This window comes from Priestia sp. FSL P4-0332 (assembly GCF_038005845.1).
Classification (GTDB): domain Bacteria; phylum Bacillota; class Bacilli; order Bacillales; family Bacillaceae_H; genus Priestia.
In genome coordinates, this window is the sequence record NZ_JBBOUA010000001.1 from 491,842 (window position 1) to 516,994 (window position 25,153).

Genomic DNA, 25,153 nt, shown 5'->3' on the forward strand with positions numbered 1-25,153 from the left:
TTTATTTATGCACATTTAGGGAAATATAGAATTATAACAAATACTACATATAAAAAAGGAGAAAAAATTATGTTGTGGACGATTATTGGACTTTTATTTATTTTTTGGTTATTAGGATTAGTTTTTCATATTGGCGGCGGCATCATTCACATTCTTCTTGTCATTGCAGTGATTGTGCTAATCGTAAAACTTGTGAAACGAATTTAGATATAAAAGGCCTTTCCTTAGGGAAAGGCCTTTTATGTGGAGAGATTATAAAAACAAGACGTATTTTGATATAAAAAATCATATGCTTCCGTTCCAGAAACTCCTTTGAGACGTGCTATTTCCTCAACGGACTGATGTATCATTGATGGAACCGTTGTCTGGTTTTGAAAAGGTCCTTCAAATGGCCACGGACCATCTGTTTCGACCATCAAGTAGTCAAGAGGGTATTCCATGGCAAGCGCTTGGATTTTAGGCTTATATACAATATCAGGTGTAACTGAAATATAGTAACCGTTGTTTTTCATTCGTTCAACGGTTTTTTTAGCTCCTTTGAACCAGTGGAAGTGAGCTTTAGACACGGAATGTTTTTCTAGTAAGTCACACACAATTTCAGCGTCTTCATATACAGCGTGAAGAATTAACGGTTTTCCCCACTTTTTTGAATGAATAATAAAAGCTTCAAGCAGCTCCAAATAGGGCTCTAGAGAAAGAGTATAAGTCTGATTTAAGTAATAAGGTAGACCAACCTCACCAACAGCTATCATTTCTTCATTGTTTTGATCAATCCAGGCAAACAGCTCCGCTAATTCATTTGAAGAAGGCAGTATTTGTTCAGGATGAAATCCGTAGGCGGGTTTCACACAGGAATACAATTGGCTGATTTTTTGATTAAGTTGGCAAGACTGTAATGTGGAAGATACAGAAATAAGCGCTTGTAACGAAGGATCCTTCTCTATTATGTCCTTCCAGCTTTTCGGTTCATATTGATCGAGGTGAATATGAGCGTCAATGATTTGTTTCATAAGTATCGCTCCTTTCAGCCCAATTTGTTTAGAAATAATACGTAAGAAAATGTATGCTTCTGTTAGGCTTCCATCTTATTTTTTATGTGTTTTTTGTTCCCCCATTTAGTAATAGATGAAAACGTATAAACAATAAGAGCTAACCAAATAAAACTAAAAGCAATAACATGAGCTTTTGTTAGCGATTCATGGTATAGAATTACTCCTGCTAGCAGAGATAAGGTTGGTGAAATATATTGAAGAATACCAAGCATTGATAATGATACTTTTTTAGCACTTTTTGTGAATAATAAGAGTGGTAGAGCTGTGACCATTCCACTTCCCATTAATAAAAGACTTGTTGAAAAAGAATCAAAAAACTGCAAGTGTGATTGAAACGTGAGGTAGCCTATGTATGCTAATGAAATAGGGGAGATGACCATCGTTTCAAGAGTTAATCCGATTGTCGAATCAGCTTTAATCTTTTTCTTTGCCAAACCATATAATCCGAAAGTAAGAGCTAAACTAAGCGAAATCCAAGGAACAACACCATAATGAAGACTGAGTGTTAATACGCCGATCCCTGCTAGTATAAATGCAAAAATTTGAGCTCCGCTTAATCTCTCTTTTAAGACAATAACACCTAATAAAACACTTGTTAGGGGATTAATATATTGTCCAAGGCTCGCTTCTACTATTTTTCCATCAATGACAGCCCACATAAAAATGCCCCAATTTGCACTAATAAGTACAGACGCAGTAAAAAGGGACCAGAATAAGGATGGTTTTTTCATTATTTCTTTTACAAACGTAATGTATGTACGCCATTTCTTTGTTATCAATAAAAGAATAAGCATAAAAATAAAAGACCAAAAAACGCGCTGAGCTAAAAGCTCCCCTGGTGCTACGTGGTGAACCAGCTTCCAATAAATTGGCGTAAGCCCCCACATAAGATAAGAAAGGACTGCATACGTTACACCATCTTAAGTTCATTTAAAACCTTCTTTCTAACATGAGATAAATTTGGTAGTAAGAGTGATAGATTAACATAAAAAAACAGCATAAACGATTATATCACAGAGAAAAACGATTCTTCACATGTTGAATGGCTCAAAAAAGCGCTATGCGCAAGGTCATTGCTTTTCCATGTCTAAAATAAAATCAAATTGCATGTTTCTAACAAGGTAAGTGCTTACACAAGTGTGCATGATAAGCGCTCCTTCAGCTTATATTCAAGTGGTTATGAAAAACAGTTGATTTCCCCATTAGAAACTGTCAAGCTTAAGGAAGAAAAAAATCTTAGAGGAAAGAATATATAGGTGACGAATATGATCGAAATAAAAGTGTCTGCGATAAGCGACGGAGAATTTAATAGAGGTGTATTTGCTAAGCAAGATATTAAAAAAGGAACGCTTATTCACGAAGCTCCTGTTATCGCTTATCCTAATAAAGAGCATGATTTTATTGAGAAAACAACACTAGCGGATTATGCTTTTGAATATGGAGTGAATCATACGGCTATTCTTTTGGGATACGGTATGCTGTTTAATCACTCGTATACACCCAATGCTACGTATGAAATTAATTTTGACAATCATACCTTTGATTTTTATGCATATACGGATATCCAAGCAGGAGAAGAAATTCTCATCAACTATAATGGAGATGAAGATGATCAAGAGCTCCTTTGGTTTGATCGTGAAGATGAAGAAGAACAAAAGTAAAAAGTTAAGCCCATCGAAAATCGATGGGCTTTTTATTATGCTTTTTTATCTGGATACATAGTAGAATTCAAACGGATGAATTGATAAATATGCGTAATAATAACTTTTAAAACGGCATATCCAGGGACGGCTAAAATAATACCGATGATTCCGAATAAGTTTCCGGCGGTTAGAATGACAAAAATGACTGTAATCGGGTGAATGTCTAGGCTTCTTCCCATAATTTGCGGAGATATTACTTTACCTTCAAGCAATTGAACAACTGCCCAGACAATGGCTAGTTTTACAAGCATGAAAGGAGAGGTAATAAACGCAATAATAATTGCTGGTATGATGGCGATAATAGGACCAAGGTAAGGCACAACATTGGTTACCATGGCGATAATCGCTAAAAGTAATGCATAGTCTAATCCAATAATCAGATAGCCAATGAAAAGCAGTACACCTATACAAATTGCAACGAAAATTTGCCCGCGAATATATGCGCTTAGTGCATGATTCATATCGGCTAAAATAAACTTAGCCTCAGAACGAGAACGATTTGGAAGCAGCTTCACAATGTAATTAGGAAGATTTTTTCCATCTTTCAACAAGTAAAAAAGAATAAAGGGTAAAACGGCAACCGATAATATTATTTCTGTGATGGTTCCGACAAAATTAACGATACCGCTTGAAAATCCAGAAACATATTTACTCAAGTGTTTGGAAGCATCTTTTGAAAGCTTGTCTAGGTCCGTGTTGGCCGACTGAAGACCCTGCTCGACATATCGGTTATTTGAAAGATTCGTCACCGCATGCTGAACGTCATGCGTCAGCTCTGGGATATTATCAATAAGACGGTCAACTTGATTTTTTAGAGGCGGAATAACCGAGGAAATAATAATGGCTAATGCGCCGATAATCACTATGTATAAAACAAGAATGGAAATAATTCGTTTTACACCTTTTCGTTCTAAAAAGTCAACAAGCGGATTAAATAAATAAAAGCAAATTCCTGCTAAGATAATCGGCAGTGCGATTGTTTTAATAAAAATAGAGATAGGAATTAAAATAAATCCGATTTTTGATAACGAAAAAATAGTCATGCTGAGAATAAAAATAATAATTGTATATACAACAAATTTATTATTTAAGATTTTTTCTCGGAAAAAAGTTCCTTTCTGAGGTCTAGGTTCCAAGCTGTTCAACTCCTTTAAAAAATAAATGTATAGTTATCATACCCTGATTTAGACTAATTTAAGAGGGTTTTTTACAAAGAAGTGTGCATACTAGTAGAAAATCTTCTAGAAAGAAGGGGTGAAATCATTGAAAGAACACAAACCGTATGATGATTTCTCTACAGTAGAAAAAAGCCACGAGTATATAACCGCTGAAGAATTTCCAGACGGTCCTTTCGGCTCTCCTGTTAATCAAAAACTTGGGAAATCTACTTCATGGGAAGAAGGGCAGCGAACGTATAGCGCATTTAATTATGAAAACAAAAATCTTCATGAAAAAGCGCAAAGATTATTTCCAGGCGCGCATCCTGTACATGATAACCCAGAGGAACATGAACAAAATCCAAGTTAATGTCTTTATTATGCTCTGAATATATTGCCCTATCTTTTTGCTGAATTATGTTGACAATAAGCAATTTAGCCTGTAATATAAAACGTAACTTATCACTGTTTCTACAGGATTCGACAAAATTTGATTTACTTAAACTTGTGATCTCAACTTCTATTTACAGCTATTAGAGCGCTGTAAGTAGAAGTTTTATTTATGTTATCGATAAAAAAGAAAAAAGCAGGTCTGCTCAAGCAGGCCTGCTTTTTTTATTATTGAACAGCGTCAAATTTATTTACTTTCCACTGAGAATTAGATTTATAGAATGTGACAGTGCGTTTTACGCTGCCGCCATCTACAGTTGGAACTGTGAATTCATAAGAGCGAACTGTTGCTGTTTGATACACAAGCTTTGTTTTTGCTTTTGACCACTCTAACATGCTGAATCCGTCGCCGATTGGATGTGCAAGTTTGCCGTTATATGTGATATAGCCGTAATTTGTTAATCCTTTTTCTACTGCACTATTTGTAAATGTCTCAGATAAGTAGCTTGATAGCTCAGCTTTTGTATCAAATTCAGGGCAAAGATACACGTACTCAGTTCCTTTATATTCAAATGTACGTTCTGTACATGGTTTGTTTTTATAACCGTGCAGAGCACTCCAGAAATGATTGCTGGCACTAGCTGCAATTTTGACAGCATTTGCATCCGTTAGTGTTGTAGATGTTGTTTGTGCTGTAACTCCAGTGCTTAGTGTAAAGAAAATAGCGATTGATGATAAAACTAGTCCAATTTTTTTCATTTCTAACTCACTCCTAATTAATTAACCTTATTTATGTAACAATTATGTGTTTTATATTTCTTTTGTTACATTTATATTACAATAAATCTATAACAAAAGAAAGTGTTTTGTCTTTTTTTTCTTAAATTTTTTTAGTTTTTTACTAGTTTCTAAAATAGATATAGTAAGGGAATTACCAGTTAAATGTTGATTTATCAACGTTTTCAGGCGTTTCTTTCTACTTTTTAATCTTTTTGTTACAAAAATATTGTTTGTAACAAAACTGTAATAAAAGAAGCTTAATACCTTTACGATACAGAAAAATAAAGATAAAACGGTGAAAAAGTGAATGTGAAAACTGTTTTTTTCCTTTTTTAGGCATATTTCTTTTACCATTTTCAGCTTTTTAGTAGGGTAGATTAAGAGGAGGCGAAATGATGAAAGGCATTATACATAGTGAAAAAAGTGGAATAGCAGGCATGAATTACAGAGATCTTCAGGAGATGCAACCTCAAAGAGGAGAAATAAAAATAAGGTTAAAAACAGCAGGTTTAAACCGGAGAGACTTGTTCGTTATGAAAAATCGAGGTAAAGGAGATAAGCCGTTTATTCCCGGTTCAGACGGTGCAGGTATTATAGAAGAAGTGGGAGAAGGCGTAAAAGGTTTAAAAACTGGAATAGAAGTGATCATTAATCCAAGTCTGGAGTGGGATCGTGTAGAGGACATTCCGTTTACACCTAAAATTTTAGGTGGTCCATCGAATGGAACATTTACAGAGTATGTAATCATAAAAGCGGATAATGTTGTGCAAAAGCCATCTTATCTATCTTGGAAACAGGCGGGGGTTCTTTCATTATCTGCTTTAACTGCCTATAGAGCTCTATTTACAAAAGGGCAGTTAAAAAAAGGAGAGCACCTCCTTATTCCCGGTATAGGAAGCGGAGTCGCGACCTATGGATTGTTATTCGCAAAAGCTATCGGAGCTAACGTAACAGTCACTTCTAGAAGTGATGAAAAAAGAAAGCAAGCTCTAAAGCATGGAGCGGATTATGCTTTAGATAGCGGAAGCAGTCTAAAAGAAGAAATCAACAATAGAAAAGTAGATATCATACTTGATAGTGTGGGGGCAGCTTTATTTCCTACTTATTTTGAAATATTAAAGACAAATGGAAGAATTGTTAATTTTGGGGCGAGTTCTGGAAATGAAGTTGAATTGCCTCTAAGAACTATTTTTTATCCTCAATTCAATATACTTGGCACGTCTATGGGAAGTCAGGAAGAATTTGTGGACATGATGGATTTTATAGAGAAACATCAAATTAAACCAATCGTCGATCGATTCTATCCGTTGTCAGAGGCAGTTGCAGCTTGCGAACGATTAGATAAAGGAAAACAATTTGGCAATATAGGTTTACTTATTTCAGAATAAAAAGGTCCCCAGCGCTAACTGGGGACCTTTTTATATAATCAAACGTTTGTTTAAATGAAAGAAACAAGGTAATAACAGGATTTTTAGCAGTTTTTTATCATAACCACCAAGCTAACAAAAAGGTAACAAATCCCCCTAGTATCAAAAATCCCATGCTGTATTTGAGCGTGTATTTGAACAGTTCACTTTCTTTTCCAGCCAGTCCCACTGCTCCGGCAGCGACGGCAATTGATTGAGGAGAAAGCATTTTAGCCATCACTCCGCCGGCAGTATTGGCCGCTACAAGAATAATTGGCAAAACATTAATTTGCTGAGCTGTAGTTAGCTGCAAGTTGCCGAACAGCGCATTATTTGATACGACAGACCCCGTTAGAAATACGCCGATCCAGCCAAGAAATGGAGATAAAAATGGAAAATAAGCAGCTGATGTAGCGAGCGCTAATCCAAGTGTAGAAGACTGTCCTGAATAATTTGAAATAAAAGCAAAAGCAATGACCATCATAATAGTAATAATAGGTCTTGATAATTCTTTTACGGTTTCTAAAAGAGTGGTCCATGCCACTTTTGGCGATACGTTAAGCAAGAAAACTGAAAGGATACAAGCAATAAGAATTGCTGTACCTGTTGCTGCAAATACGTCTATTTTTAAGACAGCAGCGTAAGGCGTAGGATCTTTTACTAAAGGCGCTGCTTTAATTACGTGATTGTGTAAAAATGGGACGTTAATAAGCAGGTTCATATGTTCAAGCATCGTTTTGACAAAAGAAATGCTCCAAGCCGTAACGAGTATCGTTAATAGAATAAAAGGAGACCAAGCCTTTAAAATCTGTTTTGGTGACAGGCTGAAGCTTTTAGCTGCTGCCGGGCTTGTTCGTTTAATATAAAAAGCAAGAGCAAGCAAACTCACAATAGAAGATGTGATATTTGGAAGTTCAGGGCCAATGTATGTAACAGTTAAATACTGTGTCAGTGCATAGGAAACGGCTGTGATGCTCGTTGCTTTCCATACGTCTTTTAATCCTTTTATCCCATCCATAATAAAGACAAGTAAAAAAGGGATAAGAAAAGAAATAATCGGAAGCTGCGTGCCAAGAAAATGAGCAATTTCTTTTGGATCTATGCCAGATACTTGTCCTGCAACAATGACAGGAATCCCCATGGCGCCAAACGCTCCTGAAGCTGTATTAGCAATTAAACATAGCGCCGCTGCTTTTAACGGTTTGAACCCAAGTCCAACTAGAAGCGCTGCTGTAATGGCAATTGGAGCTCCAAATCCCGCTGCCCCTTCTAAAAAAGCATTAAAAGAAAAAGCAACAAGCAGCATTTGCAAGCGGGGGTCATCGGTTATTGAAATAATAGATTGTCTGATGGTAGTAAACTGTCCGCTTTTGACAGTTAGCTTATATAAGAACACCGCTCCGATAATAATATAGCTGATGGGCCAAAGTGCATACAGAAACCCATAGCCTGTGGCTCCTAAAACCATTGAGGCAGGCATATCATAAAAATAAATAGCAATAATCATAGAAAGAAGCACCGTAATACCGGCAGCAATGTGTCCTTTTAATTTCAAAAGAGTTAAAGCAATAAAGAAAAAGATAATGGGAATGAGTGCAATTAGTGCAGAAAGCCAAATATTATCTAACGGATTATATACCTGAGTCCATGTCATATTCATACACCTCTACTACATATTTAAAACAAGGTAGCGGGGGAGTCCCCCGCAAAAATCTTTAGATGTTACACAAAAGCTCTGTCGCGAGTTTGCTTAAGAATGCTAGCAGAGTGCTCGAGCTGCTGCTGTTCGTGAGGAGTTAAATTCAATTCAATAATTTGACGCACGCCGTTTTTATTAATGATAGCTGGTACGCCGATATACACATCAGAAATACCGTATTGTCCTTCTAATAAAGCAGATACTGTTAAAATAGAATTTTCATCATCTAAAATAGCCTTGGTAATGCGTACAAGCCCCATTGCAATTCCGTAATAAGTCGCTCCTTTTCGATTAATAATATGGTAAGCCGCATCGCGGGTTTGTTCGAATAGATGCTGCATATCCGGTTCTTTTTCAATAGCGGCAGTATTGATAAAATGTTCGAGCTTCACACCGCCAATTTGCGCGTGGCTCCAAACAGGAAATTCCGTATCTCCATGTTCCCCCATAATATAAGCGTGGACGTTGCGAGAATCTACTTCGAAATAGTCGCTTAACAAGTAGCGGAAGCGAGCTGTGTCAAGAATCGTTCCTGAACCAATTACCCGTTCGTTTGGTAATCCTGATACTTTTTGTGTAACGTGTGCGAGAATATCAACTGGATTTGTTGCCACTAAAATGATGCCGTCAAATCCGCTGTTCATAATATCTTTTACAATGCATTCGAAAATTTTAACGTTTTTTTCAACTAGATCTAAGCGTGTTTCCCCTGGAGCTTGATTAGCGCCCGCTGTAATAACTGCTAAATCAGCGTCAGCACAGTCTTTATAATCTCCAGCCCAGATTTTCATCGGTGTGGCAAATGGCATTCCATGATTGATATCACGTGCTTCACCTTCTGCTTTTTCTTTGTTCATATCGATTAACACTAATTCATTGGCAATACCTTGATTCACCATTGAAAAAGCGTAGCTTGAGCCAACAAAACCAGTTCCGATAACGGCAACTTTTCGTGTTTTTGGTGTAAATTGTGTTTTCATTTGTATCATCCTTTGAATTTTATTTTGTGATGTTTTTCACAATGTTAGTGTAACAAGAATAAATAGCTTCAGCTGTGATAAAAATCACACCCTTTAAAAAATAGTAAACAATTTTACAGGGTGATTTAAAAAAATGTCCTTCTACATGAAGTGCCACATTTAGAAAGATCTTAAACGTTTAAAGTGTTGAGTAAAGGCAACTTGTTTTGCAGAAAGCTAAAGAGTTTAACATTCTCTATTTGTATGTTAGCAGCCAATAATGTTTCTATAGACCCACACGAAATCCATTTGTTACACTAAGTTTGCTTATTTTGAATAAAGGAGTGGAAAGGATGGAGAACTACTATGAGCAAGCCCAAAAAGGTGCTTGGGTTAGTATCTTATCATATATCTTTTTATCAGCATGTAAACTTATCATTGCGGGTGTCACCGCTTCCTCTGCATTAAAAGCCGACGGTCTTAATAATGTTACAGATATTATTGCATCAATTGCCGTCTTAGTCGGCTTAAAAATCTCTAAAAAACCTCGTGATAATGATCATCCCTATGGACATTCCAGAGCGGAACATATCTCTTCACTTATTGCTTCTTTTATCATGATGGTCATCGGACTAGAAGTATTGGTCGATGCGGGTCAGTCATTATTTATGGACAAATCTGAAGCGCCTAATTTACTGGCTGCTTGGGTAGGTCTTGGAGCGGCTGCTGTTATGGGTGGTGTCTACCGATATAATATTAAGCTTGCTAAAAAACTTGATAGCCAGTCCTTATATGCGGTTGCTAAAGATAATTTGTCCGATGCACTTGTGAGTATAGGGGCTGTTGTGGGAATTTTCGGCTCACAGTTCGGCCTGCCCTGGCTGGACGTGGTAGCTGCTTTTGCTGTGGGAATTATTATTTGTAAAACAGCCATCGAGATTTTTAAAGAAGCGGCTCATTCCTTAACAGACGGATTCGACGAAGAGAAGTTAGGGCACTACAAAGAAAGCATCGAGCTTGTAGAAGGTGTAAAAGAAGTAGAAGATGTGAAAGCGCGCAAGCTTGGTAATCAAGTCGTGATTGATGTAACTGTTAAAGTAGATCCCCATTTAAATGTTATCAAAAGCCATGAAATTGCTGATCAAATTGAACATATGATGAACGATGAGCATCAAATTAAAGATACGCTTGTTCATATTGAACCTGATGCATACGAAAAGCAAAAATAAGACCAGCACGTTCTTTCGTTATGAAAGGATGCGCTGGTTTTATTTTGCGGGAATTTGAAATAAATCACAAAAACTTCTTCAAAAATGAAAATGAAAAGCCGTTATTAGTAATATAAAGATTTTTGTAGAAGGGTGAGGGAATGAAGAGGTTAAGTGCAAAGCTCGTAGTATTTTTTAGTATTTTTATAGCTATTTTATTATTAGTTGTTTCAGGGGCTGTTTATCAATTTACCAAAACGCAAATAGAAAAAGATGTAGAAGTACAGTCTCAAAGTCAAGTGAAAGAGTTAAAAGAAACGATTCATACGTACTTAGACATGTATAGTCGTTCTTTGCTGACGTATAGTGAAAACGATGTAATTGTTAATTTTGTTAAGCAGGAAGGTGATCAAACAAACCAAGAGAAAAATCCGTATTTTACATGGAACACAGTTCAAAAAGAGTTTACACAGTTTAAAGAAAAGTATCCAAACCTAGCACTTGAATACATAGGCACTAAAAATAAAGGAATGTATTCTGTTCCTAAACAAGAGTTTGGTTCAAACTATGATCCGACTTCAAGGGTATGGTACAAACAAGCAGTAGAATCACCTGAAGAGGTTATTTATACGGATCCATATGAAGATGCAGCAACAAAAAAGACGGTCGTGACAATTGCAAAGGCTATTTTAGATCCAGATACTAAAAATGTGCTGGGCGTTATAGCTACTGATTTAGACTTAGATGCATTAAAAAACATTGTAGGTAAAGCAGAAGTAAATCACGGTGGGTATGCATTTTTATTTGATCAAAATGGCACAGCGCTCGTTCATCCAACAGAAGCTGGGAAAAATTTAATGAATCAGCCATTTATGAAAAAAATGTACGAAGCAGACCGGAATAGAGATTTCATGAAGTATACCTTTCAAGGTGAAGAGAGAGTGATGGCATATGATACTCTCGAAGGGACGAATTGGAAGATAGGAAATGCCTTTATTTATAATGAAATGCTCTCAAGCGCTCATCATTTACTGACTGTTATTGTCTGGATTGCGTTAATTGGCATCTTATTATCAGTGGTGTTAACCATCTTTTTCTCAAGAATCATTACTAATCCGATTCGCCGCTTGAAAAATGAAGTAGCCAAAGTAACAGCTGGCGATTTAACGGTTCAGGTGAAGACGAAGTCAAAAGATGAAATTGGTGAGCTTACTCATTTATTTAATGATATGGTAGCCAAAATGAAAACATTGATCGGCACGGTTCAGACGTCTGTTGAGACAGTGAAAACGTCTGTTGAAGACTTGAGCGCCGTATCTGAAGAAGCAACTGCATCCAGTGAGGAAATTGGCCGGGCTATCCATGAGATTGCGAGCGGTGCCACGCAGCAAGCTTCGGATGCTGACTCTACTAATCATAAAACGATGAGTTTATCTTCGCAAATTGAAGAAGTCATTGAACAAAACGCACAGATTAATAAAATGACGATTGAAGCTGTAAGCATCAATGAAAAAGGTTTAAAACAGATGCAGCTCCTTCGCAACCAAACCACTGAATCGTCTCAAACGATTCACGCTGTTCAAGCTGTAATGGAAGAATTAACAAATAAGATGAAAAAAATTGAATCTATTATTTTCACGATTAATAGTATTTCAGATCAGACAAATTTACTTGCATTAAATGCTAGTATTGAAGCAGCTCGTGCAGGAGAACATGGCAAAGGATTTGCGGTAGTAGCTGAAGAAGTGCGAAAACTTGCTGAACAGTCCTCTCAGGCCACTGAACAAGTTCGCCATACGATCGGAGCGATTCAAGGGGAAGTCGCTGCTGCGCGTGAAGAATGCAACCGTACAGAAGAGCTTTCAAAGTCTCAAGACTTTGTGGTAGGAGATACAGAACGAGCTTTTCATGAAATTGCAACTACGATTGAACAAGTGGCAGCGGCTGTCGAACATGTGACAAGCAGCATGGACAGTATCGATGAGCATAAGGAAGACGTGGTAGCGGCAATTCAAAGCATAGCAGCTATTGCACAGCAATCAGCAGCGGGAACTGAAGAAATTACCGCTTCTACAGAAGAACAAATTAGAGCTATTTCTACTGTTTCTCAATCAGCTGAACATCTGCAAGAGATTAGTGAAGAATTAGCTAACTTGATTCGTCAATTTAAAATTCAATAGAAAAAAAGAGGCTAGGACAAAAGTATTTTAGTTAAAGGAAAATCCGAACGGTGAATTGAGATTCTTGATAAAGAATCCAACTTGTTCGGATTTTTTTTATTGATATGGTGAACGCAGGTTTCATGTATGTTGCTGCTTCTAGCTGGTGATTGGAGGGCAAGACGAAGACTCCGGCCGCCCGCGGAAAGCGAAGTCTTGCACGGAAATCAGCAGCGGTGTCTCAAGCGATCCATATGAGCATATTTCTCCTATTTGTTTGCCTTTAGCTGGTTGTGTCTTAATCTCTCTTTTATGTTTAATAGGAAAACAACTTGCTGTAAGGCAAAAAGACTTGCTGAGTTGGAGGTGCAACAGCTGACACATGCTGATGTGTAAACGGGTGTATAAAAGAAAGCTTAATGGCGTGTAAAGCTTGCTGCTGCTCTTTTAATCTCTTTCCTCCATAAAGCGTATCGCCAAGTAATGGATAGCCGATGTGACTCATATGAACACGAATTTGGTGAGTGCGTCCGGTTTCGAGCGAAAGTTCAATAAGCGTTTCGTTTTTTGCCGTATTGCGTTTTAACACCCGATAACGTGTTTTGGCAGCTTGTCCCGTTCTAGATACTCTTCTTCTTGTAGCATGATGACGATCGCGTCCAATGGGTTCATTGACGATTCCGTCCTCTTTTTTTATGATTCCTTGGACGAGGGCAATATAAGTCCGATTAATTTTACGTTCAGCCAGCAGCTGATCAAACACAGAGCTTGCTACAAAATGCTTCGTGAATAAGATAGCACCTGATGTATCGCTGTCCAAACGGTGAACGTGTCTAGGCTTTGTTTTGAGGCCTACTTTTTGAAAATAAGCAGCTACAGCATTTAAAAGAGTTTTTTGGTCTTGCTCTGATGAAGGATGAGTATCTAGGTTTATTGGTTTGTTTACGATTAGTACGTGCTCATCTTCAAACAAAATCTCTATATCAACATTGTAAGGTGTTATTTCATCAGGCTCTGCTTCAAAAAAAGGGAGTGACATTTTATCATGTTCCTTAAGAGTGTTTCTCCATGGTAAAGGCTCACCGTTTATAAGGACATTTTTATTCATCCGAAACTGATGCAACGTTTTTTTAGGAATACGCCATTTCGTTTTTAAATAATCTTCAATTGTTTGCCCTGCATCATTTTTTGCGATTTTATCTTCTAGCCATTGGCTGTGTATACTCATATTTAATCCCTTCCTTACATACTAGTAAATATCCTTTAATCTTTTAAAAGAACTTGTAAATAATTAGGAGGAAATAACTACCTGAAGTTCTCGTTTTATGTTTATGTTATGCTAAATAAAGAGACATAAGTTAAGAGAAAAAAGGGGGGGTAACCATGAAAATTGCCCAAGCAGCTCCGCCAGAAATGGAGAATTACATAGAAGAGTTGACTGAACAGCTTCGCTATGACTTGTTACCTCGGTATGTATCTGTAGATAAGCTTAATCCTGATGAATTATTAAACCCAGATTATTGTACAGACCATTTATATAATGGCTTACTCGATGAAGCATTGCAAGTCATTAGTAGCCTTCAGACAATAATTGCCGTGATTGAAGCGATTCAACATCGGCCGATTGAAGAAAGCGACTGCGAGCAATTCGAAAAAAATATTTCAATTTTAAAAAAATACGGGTTCTTATTTCCTGTTTCCATTGAGTGTTTTGCAAAAGAAAACAATTTGATTACGTATTCGTATGAATCGTTTTATAATTCATACATAAATTGAAAAGAAAAAAGCATGATTATCCCATGCTTTTTTCTTTTTTTTTTTTGAATTTCGGCTTTCAATTGGATAAAAAAAGAACTTGTGATATCGTTAAGCTCGTATAAAGTTCTTATAGAAATATGAAATCAAATACTATCGTTTTTCATATAACAAATAAATTGAAATAATACAGATGTATAACGAACTGTAAATTATGTAAATCATACTAAATAATGTTATGATTAGACAGGCCGTATAAAGAAGAGCATTTATCTTTCATAAGATTACAAAACGTTTCAATCTTATTACATATGTTTAAAATTAGCCTAAATGGTTTCTTTTTACGCCTATATCATATACAATGCCCCCTAGATGATTTTTTCGAATAGCTAATAATCGTTTAGGATTATGAAAGGAGATTAATCATGAAAAAACTGATGTATACATTGCTCATTGGGTTAATTGCTGCAGCTTTAACAGCATGCGGTTCAAACGATGATGCAAAGCAATCAAAAAGTGATGATCAGAAAACTGCACAAACTGAGAAGCAAAAAGAGGCTCAGGAAAAGCAGGAAAAGCAAGCAAAAGAAATGCAGAAGAAATTAGATAAACAAAAAGTAGATGAGAAGAAAACCGTAGCGGTTGTAAACGGTAAAAAAGTTTCTGGTGAAGAATATAATGCTGCATTATCTTCATCACAAGCCCAATATCAACAAATGGGACAAGACCCAACATCTAAAGAAGCAGCTAAACAAGTAAAGCAGCAAACAATTGACAATTTAGTGGGTCAAACGCTGCTATTGCAAGAAGCTGAAAACAAAGGCTATAAAGCAACTGATGAAGAAGTAAATAAAAAGTTAAAAGAAACGAAAAAGCAGTTCAAAACAGATAAACAGTTTAAAGCGGCTTTAAAAGATGCAGGACTAACTCAATCACAATTAAAGTCTGAGCTGGCTGACAGCATTAAATATCAGCAGTACGTAGATAAAGACATCCAAACACCAGAAGTAACAGATAAAGAAATTCAAGATTATTACGATCAATTTGCAAAACAAAGCCAAAGTCAAGCAAGCGGCGGTAAAGAACAATCTCAAATGCCAAAGCTTGAAGACGTAAAGCCACAAATTAAGCAGCAGCTTGAACAACAAAAGAAACAAGAAGCATTGGAGAAAAAAGTTGAAGAACTTAAGAAAAATGCAAAAGTTGAAGTGAAGCTTTAAATACAAATGAAACGGCTCTTTAAAGGGCCGTTTTTTTGTTATGTACATTTATTGTTTCTTGTCAGTAAAAAGGGGTGCGTGAAAGATTTTATTGTATTTTGACTTATAAGGTAAAAAGTGTTCTGATGGTTTGCCTTTCATCCTATACTTTTCTTATATAGATATAAGAGAAATTGGGGGAGTCGATAAATGAAAAAGGTGGCTGTTTTTTTTGTTGGGCTTGTTTTTTTACTCGCGGGGATGGGTCTGACAGGCAATGCGTCTGCGGCGTCAAATCAACTTATTATTATTAACAAATCTACTAACACCCTTGCTTTTTATGATAGAGGAAAATTAGTAAGGACGTTCAAAGTTGCGACGGGGAGGCAGATGAGTTATACACCAGAGGGTACCTTTAGCATTGTGAATAAAATTAAAAACCGGCCTTATTATAAAGACAACATTCGGGGAGGAGATCCTAGGAATCCGCTAGGTGATCGCTGGCTAGGATTAAATGCGCGCGGAACATATGGAACGACGTATGCTATTCATGGAAATAATAATCCAAGTTCTATCGGGACTTACGCAAGTTCTGGGTGCATTCGTATGTATGATGAAGAGGTACGCTGGCTGTTTGACCGTGTTCAAACCGGTACAAAAGTGGTTATTGGTCAATTCCATTCTCAAAGTTTTGATTCAATCGCTGTTAAAAACAAATACAAAGTAAGCAGTGCTTCAGTCGCCCAGAATCTTTGTAAAACGAAAAAGCTCTCAAAAGGCCAAATTGGTTTTGTAACGATTCAATCACCGATGATTTTATTGAAGGAAGAAAAAGGAAAATGGGTAAAGATTCGTACGTTAAATCGCGGTGAACGCTATAATGTATATAAAATAGATGACATTAAAGTCTCTTTAGGGCCAGGATTTATTGAAAATTATCCTAATAAAAAAACATCCATAAAATTAGATATTTGCAAATAGAAAATACCGTTCATATAGCTGACTATATGAACGGTATTTTTTGAATTTTTAATAATGTTTATTATAATAAAAAACAGGGAAACTAATTGCCTAATGAAGAGAGAGAAAGGGTTGTTTGAGCGTATGTCTACAATAGATTTATCAAAATTCGAGAAAAAAATGATTATTCGTAACATCAAACCGGACGATATAGATGAAATTTTAGCACTTCAAAAGCTATCATTCCCGGGAATGGATCCGTGGAAAAAAGAACAGCTTGAAAGTCACCTGGCCATTTTTCCAGAAGGACAAATATGTGCAGAGTACGACGGGGAAATTATCGGATCTTGTTCAAGCTTGATTGTGAACTTTGATGAGTACGATGATCAGCATACGTGGGACGATATTACAGACGAAGGATACATTACAAATCATAACCCGGAAGGCTACAATCTGTATGGAATTGAAGTAATGGTTCATCCAAAGTATCGCGGCATGAAAATAGGACGCCGCTTATATGAAGCGCGTAAAGATTTAGCACGTGAATTGAACCTGAAAAGTATCATCATTGGAGGAAGAATTCCTAATTACCATAAGCATTCAGCTGAAATGTCGCCTAGAGAATATGTAGAGCAAGTTATTCATCATAAAATTTATGATCCAGTGCTATCTTTTCAGCTAATGAACGGATTTACGCTTATGCGTATAAACCCTGGTTATCTTCCGGATGATCTAGCTTCTAATAAGTATGCAACGTTGATGGAATGGAACAACGTAGATTACGTTCGCCGTTCAAAACGCCATTTTAAAACATCATTCCCAGTGCGTATTTGTGTTGTTCAGTATATGATGAAACAGATCAATTCATTTGAAGAGTTTGCAACACAGGTAGAATATTATACAGATGTTGCTTATGATGCAAAAGCCGACTTCTGCGTATTCCCGGAAATTTTCACAACTCAGCTAATGTCTTTCTTGAATGAAAAGATCCCAAGCAAAGCGGTTCAGCGCGTAGCAGAATATACGGAAGAGTACATTGAGCTATTTACTAACTTAGCGGTTAAATATAACGTAAATATTATTGGAGGATCCCACTTTGTCGAAGAAGATAATGGAGATATCTTTAATATTGCCTATCTATTCCGCCGAGATGGAACAATTGAAAAGCAGTACAAAGTGCATATTACACCTAATGAAAGAAAATGGTGGGGAATTAGCCCAGGAGATAAAGTTGAAGTGTTTGATACAGATTGCGGTAAAATTGCGATCCAAATTTGCTATGACATTGAATTTCCGGAGCTTGCCCGTATTGCTACCGATAAAGGTGCAAATATTATTTTTACACCATTCTGTACGGAAGACCGTCAAGGTTATCTGCGCGTAAGATACTGCTCTCAGGCGCGCGCGATCGAAAACCAAATTTATACGGTTATCGCAGGTACAGTTGGAAACTTGCCTGAAACAGAAAACATGGATATTCAGTATGCTCAGTCTGCTATTTTTGCACCGTCTGACTTTGAATTTGCACGAGACGGTATTGTAGGAGAATGTAATCCTAATATTGAAATGGTAGTTATTGGAGATGTAGATTTAGAAATTCTTCGTCGCCAGCGTCAATCGGGAACGGTTCGTCAATTAAAAGACCGACGCCATGACGTTTACAATATTAAATATAAAAAATAACGCAGTTTCTAAAAACATCATGCAAATGCATGGTGTTTTTTATTTCAACTTTTGCCATAATAAAAACTATTACAATGAATTTTGTGGACTAACCATGGAAAAGAGGGGAAAACATGAGTTTTCATGGACAATCGGTATTACCCGCTGTTCGAGATATGAAGCAATTGGAAAAATTTTTAGTAAGTAATTATGAGTACGGAGTTCTTTTAGACAATCAAGTGGGCATGCTAAAAGGAATTATGAAAGAGGTCCATAAGCATGAAAAGAAGCTAATCATTCATTTAGATTTAATTCATGGCTTAAAGCACGATGAGTATGCGGTTGATTTTTTGTGTCAGGAGTTTAAGCCTGCGGGAATTATTTCGACAAGAACAAACGTTATTTTAAAAGCTAAACAAAGAGGGATTTATGCCATTCAACGGGTCTTTTTATTGGACAGCACAGCTTTGAAGAAAAGCTATGAGTTAATGAAGAAAGTAAAACCGGATTATATTGAGCTTCTTCCTGGAATTGTGCCCACTTTAATCCAAGAAGTTAAAGCTGAAACGGGCATTCCGGTGTTAGCTGGAGGCTTAATACGAACGGCAGAAGAAGTTCATAATGCTTTAGAAGCCGGGGCTTCTGCTGTTACAACATCAAACAGAGAACTGTGGAGTATTTCAACTTAAAAAAACTGTTTGACAACGCTTTCATCATCTAGTAAACTTCTAGATAAGTTAATAGATGTGAGGGAGAATAGGAGATCCACGGTATAGCCTTTTAATGATTTTATTAGGGGGATGTATTGTGGATTTTCTTATTTTCTTGTCATTTTAATCGTTTTCATACAAAGGGGAGGTTATTTATATGCAAGCATTCTTAGGAGAAATAATTGGAACAATGATTTTAATTATCCTTGGCGCTGGTGTATGTGCGGGCGTCAATTTAAAAAAATCGTTTGCTGCTAATTCGGGATGGATCGTTATCACAATGGGATGGGGAATGGCAGTAGCGATGGCAGCATATGCGGTTGGTAATATGAGTGGGGCACACTTAAATCCAGCGTTAACCGTAGCGCTTGCTATTACAGGTGATTTTCCATGGTCACAAGTACCGATGTACATCTTAGCTCAGTTTATTGGAGCCATTCTTGGTGCAACAGTTGTTTATTTACACTATCTTCCACACTGGAAAGAAACAAAAGATGCTGGTACAAAATTAGGCGTATTCGCAACGGGGCCAGCAATTGCTAACCCATTTGCAAACGTTTTAAGTGAGGCGATTGGAACGTTTGTATTAGTAGTAGGAATCTTAGCAATTGGAGCAAATAAATTTACAGATGGATTAAATCCTTTAGTAGTAGGATTTTTAATCGTAAGTATTGGTTTATCATTAGGAGGAACAACAGGCTATGCCATCAACCCTGCTCGTGATTTAGGACCTCGTATTGCTCATGCTATCTTGCCCATACCTGGCAAAGGCAGCTCGAACTGGAAATATGCTTGGGTGCCAGTAGTGGGTCCTTTAGTAGGCGGATCAATCGGGGCAGTATTTTACCAAGCGGCATTTTTAAATAAAATGTCAAGCAGCTTATGGGTTGTTTTAAGTCTAGCGCTGATTGTTTTAGCAGTTATCTACGCTGTTTCTAAACAAAAGGCAGCACAGATTCAATCAGCAGTAGTACCGAAAAAATGAATGAGCTTTACGATCTAACTATGTACAATAAAGAAACGACAATATACAGAGAATAGGGGATATTGATATGGAAAAATTTATTTTATCTTTAGACCAAGGAACAACAAGCTCACGAGCAATGTTATTTAATAAAAAAGGTGAAGTTGTACATGTAGCTCAAAAAGAGTTTACACAGTACTTTCCAAAACCAGGTTGGGTAGAGCATAATGCAAGTGAAATTTGGGGTTCTATCCTAGCAGTTATCGCATCTTGTTTATCTGAGTCAGGTGTTCATGCGGATCAAATCGAAGGAATTGGGATTACCAATCAGCGTGAAACAGCAGTAGTATGGGAAAAAACAACAGGGAAGCCGGTGTACAATGCAATTGTATGGCAGTCTCGACAAACGTCTGGTATTTGTGAAGAATTAAAAGCAAAAGGATTAAACGATACGTTCCGCGACAAAACGGGATTATTAATTGATGCATACTTCTCTGGAACAAAAGTGAAGTGGATTTTAGATAACGTAGAAGGTGCACGAGAAAAAGCAGAAAACGGTGAATTGTTATTTGGAACAATTGATACATGGTTAATTTGGAAGCTATCAGGCGGAAAGGCGCATGTAACGGATTACTCAAACGCATCCCGCACGCTTATGTTCAATATCTACGATTTAAAATGGGATGATGAACTGCTAGATATCTTAGGGGTACCGAAATCAATGCTTCCAGAAGTAAAGCCTTCTTCTGAAGTATACGCCCATACAGTAGATTATCATTTCTTTGGTAAAAACATTCCAATTGCTGGAGCAGCAGGGGATCAGCAAGCCGCTTTATTTGGACAAGCGTGCTATGAAAAAGGAATGGCGAAAAACACCTATGGAACAGGTTGCTTTATGCTCATGAATACGGGTGAAAAAGCAGTTAAGTCCGATCACGGCTTATTAACTACATTAGCATGGGGGATTAACGGTAAGGTAGAATATGCGCTTGAAGGCAGTATTTTTGTAGCAGGATCTGCTATTCAGTGGCTTCGCGACGGTTTAAGAATGTTTAAAAATGCGGCTGAAACTGAAAACTATGCAACGCGAGTAGAGTCTACAGACGGTGTATATATTGTGCCAGCTTTCGTAGGACTTGGAACACCTTATTGGGATAGCGATGTACGGGGAGCGATGTTTGGGTTGACTCGTGGTACAAAAAAAGAACACTTTATCCGTGCAACGCTTGAATCACTGGCTTATCAAACAAGAGATGTATTAAGTGCGATGGAAGCAGATTCTGGAATTACATTAAAAACATTGCGTGTAGACGGGGGAGCAGTTAAGAATAATTTCTTAATGCAGTTCCAAAGTGATGTGTTAAACGTTCCGGTTGAGCGTCCTCAAGTGAATGAAACAACGGCTCTTGGGGCAGCATATTTAGCGGGTCTTGCGGTCGGCTACTGGAAAGATTGCGATGAAATTGCGCAGCAGTGGAATATGGAAAAATCTTTCGAACCAAATATGGAAGAAGAAAAGCGTGAAGAATTATATAGCGGCTGGAAAAAAGCCGTACATGCAACAATGGCTTTTAAGTAATTATTTGATGAAAACACTTTAATTAAAAGCGCATGTATGATATAATTTAATCAAGTTAATAAATTGGTTGGAGAATCGGAGAGACCACAGATCCATATATAGACATACTATATATGTGATTTGTGGTCTCTCTTTTTTGTATATTGGAAAAATTTGATATCTTTAAAAATTGAAAGGGGAATGACGTATGTTTTCAAGTCAAACACGTTCGAATAAATTAGTAGACATGACACAAAATCAATATGATTTACTAGTAATTGGTGGGGGAATTACTGGGTCAGGTATTGCGCTTGATGCGACTCATCGAGGCATGAAAACGGCATTAGTTGAAATGCAGGATTTCGCAGCAGGAACATCTAGTCGTTCAACGAAGCTTGTTCACGGCGGTCTACGCTATTTAAAACAGTTTGAAGTTAAAATGGTAGCCGAAGTTGGTAAAGAACGTGCCATCGTATATGAAAATGGGCCTCATGTAACGACTCCGGAGTGGATGCTGTTACCTTTCCATACGGGTGGAACATTCGGTAAATTCTCAACTTCAATTGGACTGCGCGTATATGATTTTTTAGCTGGTGTAAAACGCTCAGAGCGCCGCAAAATGTTTAGCGCAGAAGAAACGCTTAGCCGCGAGCCATTGGTGAAATCTAAAGATTTAAAAGGCGGCGGTTACTACGTTGAATATAAAACAGATGATGCACGTTTAACGATTGAAGTAGCTAAAGAAGCTGCCGCAAGAGGAGCAGACTTAGTCAATTACACAAAAGTGGAAAACTTTATCTACGATAAAGGAAAAGTAGTAGGGGTTGTTGTTCGTGATCAGCTTACGAATAAAGAATATAATATTTATGCAAAAAAAATCGTCAACGCTGCAGGTCCATGGGTGGACACGCTGCGTGAAAAAGATAATTCAAAAAAAGGCAAGCAGCTTCAATTAACAAAAGGAATTCACTTAGTTATTGATCAAGAGCGCTTTCCATTAAAACAAGCCATTTATTTTGATACACCTGATGGACGTATGGTGTTTGCAATTCCGCGTGATGGAAAAACATATGTGGGCACAACAGACACGGTCTATAAAGAAGACGCTAGACATCCGCGTATGACTGTAAAAGACCGTCAATATGTTATTGATGCGATTAACTATATGTTCCCAACGGTTGATATTACAGTAGACGACGTAGAATCAAGCTGGGCGGGTGTTCGTCCACTTATTCACGAACAAGGAAAAGATCCTTCTGAAATCTCGCGTAAAGATGAAATCTGGACATCAGAATCAGGTTTAATTACAATCGCTGGAGGGAAATTAACTGGGTACCGTAAAATGGCTGAAATTGTCGTAAATCGCGTAGCTGAAGATTTTAAAGCAGAAGGACGCGAATTTGAAAGCTGTCAAACTAAACATTTAACGATTTCTGGAGGTAATGTAGGCGGTTCAGGTGGGTTCCCAACGTTTGTAGAGCAAAAAGTCAAAGAAGGCATCAAACTAGGGTTATCACGTGACGCTGCTGAAAAGCTTGTAAAACGCTATGGTTCAAACGTAGATAAAGTATACCGCTACATGATTGAACGTCCCGATCAGCTAAAAAACAGCGACCTTCCAGCTAGTGTATTTCTGCAAATTCAATATGGCATAGAAGAAGAAATGGTTTCAAAACCAGTGGACTTCTTCATTAGACGTACGGGCGCTTTATTCTTTGATATCAACTGGGTAAGAAGCTGGAAAAAACAAGTGATTGCTCATATGGCCGAAGAGTTAAAGTGGACGCCTGAGCAAACAAAAGCTTATACGGATGAATTAGAACAGCACCTTCATGACGCAGTTGTACCAGTAGATGAAAAAGTTAACCGTATGACAGGTATTTCATGATAAAATAAAAAAGTACCTCAAAATTTGTCAATACAGCCATAATATAATAGCAGGAAGTCAAATTTGGACGAAGAAATATAATATGACTGTTAAAAAAAGAGAAAGACGATTACTCGTTTTTCTCTTTTCATACATATTTACATTTATATAAGGGGGCTTTTTTTTATGAGTTGGAAAGAAACGTATACATCTTGGATTAATCATCCAAATTTAGATCCTGAATTACGTCAAAATTTAGACGCAATCAAAGGTGATGAAAAACAACTAGAAGATAGTTTTTACAAAACATTGGAATTTGGAACAGGCGGAATGCGTGGGGAAATTGGAGCGGGTACAAACCGTATGAATACGTATACAATCCGAAAAGCTTCCGAAGGCTTTGCTGAGTATATTAAACAAGCTGGTGAAGAAGCTATCAAGCAAGGCGTAGTCATTGCGTATGATTCTCGCCACAAATCGCCTGAATTTGCGATGGAAGCAGCAAAAACATTAGCAAGTCACGGAATTAAAACGTATGTATTTGAAGAGCTAAGACCAACACCTGAACTATCATTTGCAGTGCGTGAGCTAAACGCATTTGGAGGTATTGTTATTACAGCGAGCCACAATCCTCCTGAATATAACGGATACAAAGTATATGGTCCAGACGGTGGTCAGCTGCCGCCAAAAGAAGCGGATGAACTAGTTGGCTTTGTAAATGCTGTGGAAAATGAACTTACATTAGCTGTTCAATCTGAAGCGGAGCTAAAAGAAAAAGGTCTTATTGAAATGATTGGTTCAGCGATTGACGAAGCATACAATGAGAAACTAAAAACGATTTTAATTAATCCAGAGCTAGCTTCTGAAACAGGTAAAGACTTAAAGGTAGTGTTTACACCTCTACATGGTACAGCTAATAAGCCAGTTCGCAACGCGCTTCAATCCATCGGTTACGAAAATGTCACGGTTATTGAAGAACAAGAACTTCCTGATCCAAATTTCTCGACGGTTAAATCTCCGAATCCTGAAGAGCCGGCTGCATTTGAATATGCTGTTCGTAAAGGAAAAGAAATTGATGCAGATATCTTAATCGCAACGGATCCAGATGCAGACCGTTTAGGAATTGCTGTCAAAGATCCAAGCGGCGAATATGCGTTATTAACAGGAAACCAAACGGGTGCTTTATTGCTTCACTATTTGCTTTCTCAAAAGAAAGAAAAAGGCGTGCTGCCTGCTAATGGCGTTGTGTTAAAAACGATTGTAACATCAGAAATCGGCGCACAAATTGCTCGTTCATTTGGACTGCAAGTTGTTGACACTCTAACAGGTTTTAAATTTATCGGTGAAAAAATTAAGCAATATGAGCAAACGGGCGAGTATACATTCCAATTCGGTTATGAAGAAAGCTACGGCTATTTAATTGGTGACTTTGCTCGTGACAAAGACGCTGTACAAGCAGCCATTCTAGCAGTAGAAGCTTGTGCTTATTATAAAAAGCAGGGCATGACGCTATATGAAGCGCTTCAGCAAGTGTTTACTAAATATGGCTTCTATCGTGAAGGTCTGAAATCTTTAACGCTTAAAGGAAAAGAAGGATCTGAGCAAATTCAGCATATTTTGGCTACATTTAGAAATGAACCTCCTACTGACATTGCAGGATTAAATGTTTCGGTTGTAGAGGATTATACATTAAGCGAGCGTCAGCAGATTAAAGCAGGAAAAGTAGAAGAAATTACATTACCAAAATCAAATGTATTAAAATATATCTTAGAAGACGGTTCTTGGTTCTGCCTTCGTCCGTCTGGTACAGAGCCAAAGGTGAAGTTCTATTTTGGCGTCGTGTCAGAAGATGAAGCAACGAGCATTGCCCATTTAGAAGCTGTACAAACAGCTGTAATGGGTGAAGTAGAACGGGTATTAGATAAAGTGAAAACGGTATAAAAGTAAAGCCTGCTCAAACTTGAG

The 25,153-nt window shown here is 37.4% G+C and carries 21 protein-coding genes and 1 pseudogene; 15 read left to right on the forward strand and 7 right to left on the reverse strand.

The window, feature by feature from the left end:
• Window positions 1-69 precede the first annotated feature (69 nt).
• Window positions 70-207: a lmo0937 family membrane protein gene (locus MKY06_RS02620; RefSeq protein ID WP_013055244.1), complete on the forward strand. Its 138-nt coding sequence runs from the start codon at window positions 70-72 to the stop codon at window positions 205-207.
• Between the two features lie 32 nt (window positions 208-239).
• Here the strand turns inward: MKY06_RS02620 and MKY06_RS02625 are convergent, their stop codons facing one another.
• Entirely contained in the window at window positions 240-1,010 is a 771-nt protein-coding gene (locus MKY06_RS02625) for a TatD family hydrolase (protein ID WP_013055245.1), read from the reverse strand.
• Between the two features lie 62 nt (window positions 1,011-1,072).
• Window positions 1,073-1,957, reverse strand: a pseudogene (rarD, locus tag MKY06_RS02630) (EamA family transporter RarD); the annotation flags it as partial.
• Window positions 1,958-2,317: 360 nt separating this feature from the next.
• Between rarD and MKY06_RS02635 the strand changes: the two are divergent.
• Complete coding sequence (locus MKY06_RS02635) at window positions 2,318-2,713, forward strand: SET domain-containing protein (protein ID WP_013055247.1); 396 nt, start codon at window positions 2,318-2,320, stop codon at window positions 2,711-2,713.
• Window positions 2,714-2,748: 35 nt separating this feature from the next.
• On the opposite strand, the gene MKY06_RS02640 is transcribed toward MKY06_RS02635, so the two are convergent.
• Complete coding sequence (locus tag MKY06_RS02640) at window positions 2,749-3,891, reverse strand: AI-2E family transporter (RefSeq protein WP_013055248.1); 1,143 nt, start codon at window positions 3,889-3,891, stop codon at window positions 2,749-2,751.
• 127 nt (window positions 3,892-4,018) lie between these two features.
• Here MKY06_RS02640 and MKY06_RS02645 point away from each other — a divergent pair, with 127 nt between their 5' ends.
• Window positions 4,019-4,282: a hypothetical protein gene (locus tag MKY06_RS02645; protein ID WP_013055249.1), complete on the forward strand. Its 264-nt coding sequence runs from the start codon at window positions 4,019-4,021 to the stop codon at window positions 4,280-4,282.
• A 248-nt stretch (window positions 4,283-4,530) separates the two neighbouring features.
• Here the strand turns inward: MKY06_RS02645 and MKY06_RS02650 are convergent, their stop codons facing one another.
• Complete coding sequence (locus tag MKY06_RS02650; protein ID WP_013055250.1) at window positions 4,531-5,061, reverse strand: IseA DL-endopeptidase inhibitor family protein; 531 nt, start codon at window positions 5,059-5,061, stop codon at window positions 4,531-4,533.
• Between the two features lie 416 nt (window positions 5,062-5,477).
• Between MKY06_RS02650 and MKY06_RS02655 the strand changes: the two genes are divergently transcribed.
• Window positions 5,478-6,470: a zinc-binding dehydrogenase gene (locus MKY06_RS02655; RefSeq protein WP_289910940.1), complete on the forward strand. Its 993-nt coding sequence runs from the start codon at window positions 5,478-5,480 to the stop codon at window positions 6,468-6,470.
• A gap of 97 nt (window positions 6,471-6,567) precedes the next feature.
• Here the strand turns inward: MKY06_RS02655 and MKY06_RS02660 are convergent, their stop codons facing one another.
• Together MKY06_RS02660 and MKY06_RS02665 are read right to left on the reverse strand one after the other, a co-directional pair.
• Window positions 6,568-8,148 (reverse strand): lactate permease LctP family transporter, encoded by a 1,581-nt coding sequence (locus MKY06_RS02660; RefSeq protein WP_053486800.1) that lies wholly within the window; start codon window positions 8,146-8,148, stop codon window positions 6,568-6,570.
• Window positions 8,149-8,210: 62 nt separating this feature from the next.
• The gene (locus tag MKY06_RS02665; protein WP_013055253.1) at window positions 8,211-9,167 is read right to left on the reverse strand and encodes an L-lactate dehydrogenase; all 957 of its coding nucleotides are present in this window, start codon (window positions 9,165-9,167) and stop codon (window positions 8,211-8,213) included.
• A gap of 332 nt (window positions 9,168-9,499) precedes the next feature.
• On the opposite strand from MKY06_RS02665, the gene MKY06_RS02670 reads away from it, so the two are divergent.
• Window positions 9,500-10,375 carry a cation diffusion facilitator family transporter gene (locus tag MKY06_RS02670; protein ID WP_013055254.1) on the forward strand — a complete coding sequence of 292 codons (876 nt, stop codon included), beginning with the start codon at window positions 9,500-9,502 and terminating at the stop codon, window positions 10,373-10,375.
• A 140-nt stretch (window positions 10,376-10,515) separates the two neighbouring features.
• Complete coding sequence (locus MKY06_RS02675) at window positions 10,516-12,534, forward strand: methyl-accepting chemotaxis protein (protein ID WP_061859884.1); 2,019 nt, start codon at window positions 10,516-10,518, stop codon at window positions 12,532-12,534.
• Window positions 12,535-12,829: 295 nt separating this feature from the next.
• Here MKY06_RS02675 and MKY06_RS02680 read toward each other — a convergent pair whose 3' ends face one another.
• Complete coding sequence (locus MKY06_RS02680; RefSeq protein ID WP_029320717.1) at window positions 12,830-13,741, reverse strand: RluA family pseudouridine synthase; 912 nt, start codon at window positions 13,739-13,741, stop codon at window positions 12,830-12,832.
• Window positions 13,742-13,896: 155 nt separating this feature from the next.
• On the opposite strand from MKY06_RS02680, the gene MKY06_RS02685 reads away from it, so the two are divergent.
• The 9 genes from MKY06_RS02685 to MKY06_RS02725 all read left to right on the forward strand — a co-directional run bounded on the left by MKY06_RS02685 (window position 13,897) and on the right by MKY06_RS02725 (window position 25,129).
• Window positions 13,897-14,289 (forward strand): YhcU family protein, encoded by a 393-nt coding sequence (locus MKY06_RS02685; RefSeq protein WP_013055257.1) that lies wholly within the window; start codon window positions 13,897-13,899, stop codon window positions 14,287-14,289.
• A gap of 404 nt (window positions 14,290-14,693) precedes the next feature.
• Window positions 14,694-15,488, forward strand: a complete 795-nt coding sequence (locus MKY06_RS02690; protein WP_013055258.1) for a SurA N-terminal domain-containing protein — start codon at window positions 14,694-14,696, stop codon at window positions 15,486-15,488.
• Between the two features lie 189 nt (window positions 15,489-15,677).
• Entirely contained in the window at window positions 15,678-16,448 is a 771-nt protein-coding gene (locus MKY06_RS02695) for a L,D-transpeptidase (RefSeq protein ID WP_289910957.1), read from the forward strand.
• 123 nt (window positions 16,449-16,571) lie between these two features.
• Entirely contained in the window at window positions 16,572-18,110 is a 1,539-nt protein-coding gene (locus MKY06_RS02700) for a carbon-nitrogen hydrolase family protein (RefSeq protein WP_013055260.1), read from the forward strand.
• Between the two features lie 113 nt (window positions 18,111-18,223).
• Window positions 18,224-18,778, forward strand: a complete 555-nt coding sequence (locus MKY06_RS02705) for a glycerol-3-phosphate responsive antiterminator (protein WP_013055261.1) — start codon at window positions 18,224-18,226, stop codon at window positions 18,776-18,778.
• A gap of 178 nt (window positions 18,779-18,956) precedes the next feature.
• On the forward strand, window positions 18,957-19,784 hold the full coding sequence (locus tag MKY06_RS02710; protein ID WP_013055262.1) for an MIP/aquaporin family protein: 828 nt from the start codon (window positions 18,957-18,959) through the stop codon (window positions 19,782-19,784).
• Window positions 19,785-19,851: 67 nt separating this feature from the next.
• Entirely contained in the window at window positions 19,852-21,342 is a 1,491-nt protein-coding gene (glpK, locus tag MKY06_RS02715) for a glycerol kinase GlpK (protein WP_057274975.1), read from the forward strand.
• 187 nt (window positions 21,343-21,529) lie between these two features.
• Window positions 21,530-23,209 carry a glycerol-3-phosphate dehydrogenase/oxidase gene (locus MKY06_RS02720; RefSeq protein ID WP_098277560.1) on the forward strand — a complete coding sequence of 560 codons (1,680 nt, stop codon included), beginning with the start codon at window positions 21,530-21,532 and terminating at the stop codon, window positions 23,207-23,209.
• Window positions 23,210-23,374: 165 nt separating this feature from the next.
• The gene (locus MKY06_RS02725; RefSeq protein WP_029320728.1) at window positions 23,375-25,129 is read left to right on the forward strand and encodes a phospho-sugar mutase; all 1,755 of its coding nucleotides are present in this window, start codon (window positions 23,375-23,377) and stop codon (window positions 25,127-25,129) included.
• The last annotated feature ends 24 nt before the right edge of the window (window positions 25,130-25,153 follow it).

What these genes read in the sequence shown, in the direction of transcription:
- MKY06_RS02670 (WP_013055254.1), top strand. Translation starts at nt 9,500, where the DNA reads ATGGAGAACTACTATGAGCAAGCCCAAAAAGGTGCTTGGGTTAGTATC.
- MKY06_RS02680 (WP_029320717.1), bottom strand. Translation starts at nt 13,741, where the DNA reads ATGAGTATACACAGCCAATGGCTAGAAGATAAAATCGCAAAAAATGAT.
- MKY06_RS02635 (WP_013055247.1), top strand. Translation starts at nt 2,318, where the DNA reads ATGATCGAAATAAAAGTGTCTGCGATAAGCGACGGAGAATTTAATAGA.
- glpK (WP_057274975.1), top strand. Translation starts at nt 19,852, where the DNA reads ATGGAAAAATTTATTTTATCTTTAGACCAAGGAACAACAAGCTCACGA.
- MKY06_RS02655 (WP_289910940.1), top strand. Translation starts at nt 5,478, where the DNA reads ATGAAAGGCATTATACATAGTGAAAAAAGTGGAATAGCAGGCATGAAT.
- MKY06_RS02695 (WP_289910957.1), top strand. Translation starts at nt 15,678, where the DNA reads ATGAAAAAGGTGGCTGTTTTTTTTGTTGGGCTTGTTTTTTTACTCGCG.
- MKY06_RS02665 (WP_013055253.1), bottom strand. Translation starts at nt 9,167, where the DNA reads ATGAAAACACAATTTACACCAAAAACACGAAAAGTTGCCGTTATCGGA.
- MKY06_RS02660 (WP_053486800.1), bottom strand. Translation starts at nt 8,148, where the DNA reads ATGAATATGACATGGACTCAGGTATATAATCCGTTAGATAATATTTGG.
- MKY06_RS02675 (WP_061859884.1), top strand. Translation starts at nt 10,516, where the DNA reads ATGAAGAGGTTAAGTGCAAAGCTCGTAGTATTTTTTAGTATTTTTATA.
- MKY06_RS02620 (WP_013055244.1), top strand. Translation starts at nt 70, where the DNA reads ATGTTGTGGACGATTATTGGACTTTTATTTATTTTTTGGTTATTAGGA.
- MKY06_RS02710 (WP_013055262.1), top strand. Translation starts at nt 18,957, where the DNA reads ATGCAAGCATTCTTAGGAGAAATAATTGGAACAATGATTTTAATTATC.
- MKY06_RS02705 (WP_013055261.1), top strand. Translation starts at nt 18,224, where the DNA reads ATGAGTTTTCATGGACAATCGGTATTACCCGCTGTTCGAGATATGAAG.
- MKY06_RS02685 (WP_013055257.1), top strand. Translation starts at nt 13,897, where the DNA reads ATGAAAATTGCCCAAGCAGCTCCGCCAGAAATGGAGAATTACATAGAA.
- MKY06_RS02625 (WP_013055245.1), bottom strand. Translation starts at nt 1,010, where the DNA reads ATGAAACAAATCATTGACGCTCATATTCACCTCGATCAATATGAACCG.
- MKY06_RS02650 (WP_013055250.1), bottom strand. Translation starts at nt 5,061, where the DNA reads ATGAAAAAAATTGGACTAGTTTTATCATCAATCGCTATTTTCTTTACA.
- MKY06_RS02725 (WP_029320728.1), top strand. Translation starts at nt 23,375, where the DNA reads ATGAGTTGGAAAGAAACGTATACATCTTGGATTAATCATCCAAATTTA.
- MKY06_RS02720 (WP_098277560.1), top strand. Translation starts at nt 21,530, where the DNA reads ATGTTTTCAAGTCAAACACGTTCGAATAAATTAGTAGACATGACACAA.
- MKY06_RS02700 (WP_013055260.1), top strand. Translation starts at nt 16,572, where the DNA reads ATGTCTACAATAGATTTATCAAAATTCGAGAAAAAAATGATTATTCGT.
- MKY06_RS02690 (WP_013055258.1), top strand. Translation starts at nt 14,694, where the DNA reads ATGAAAAAACTGATGTATACATTGCTCATTGGGTTAATTGCTGCAGCT.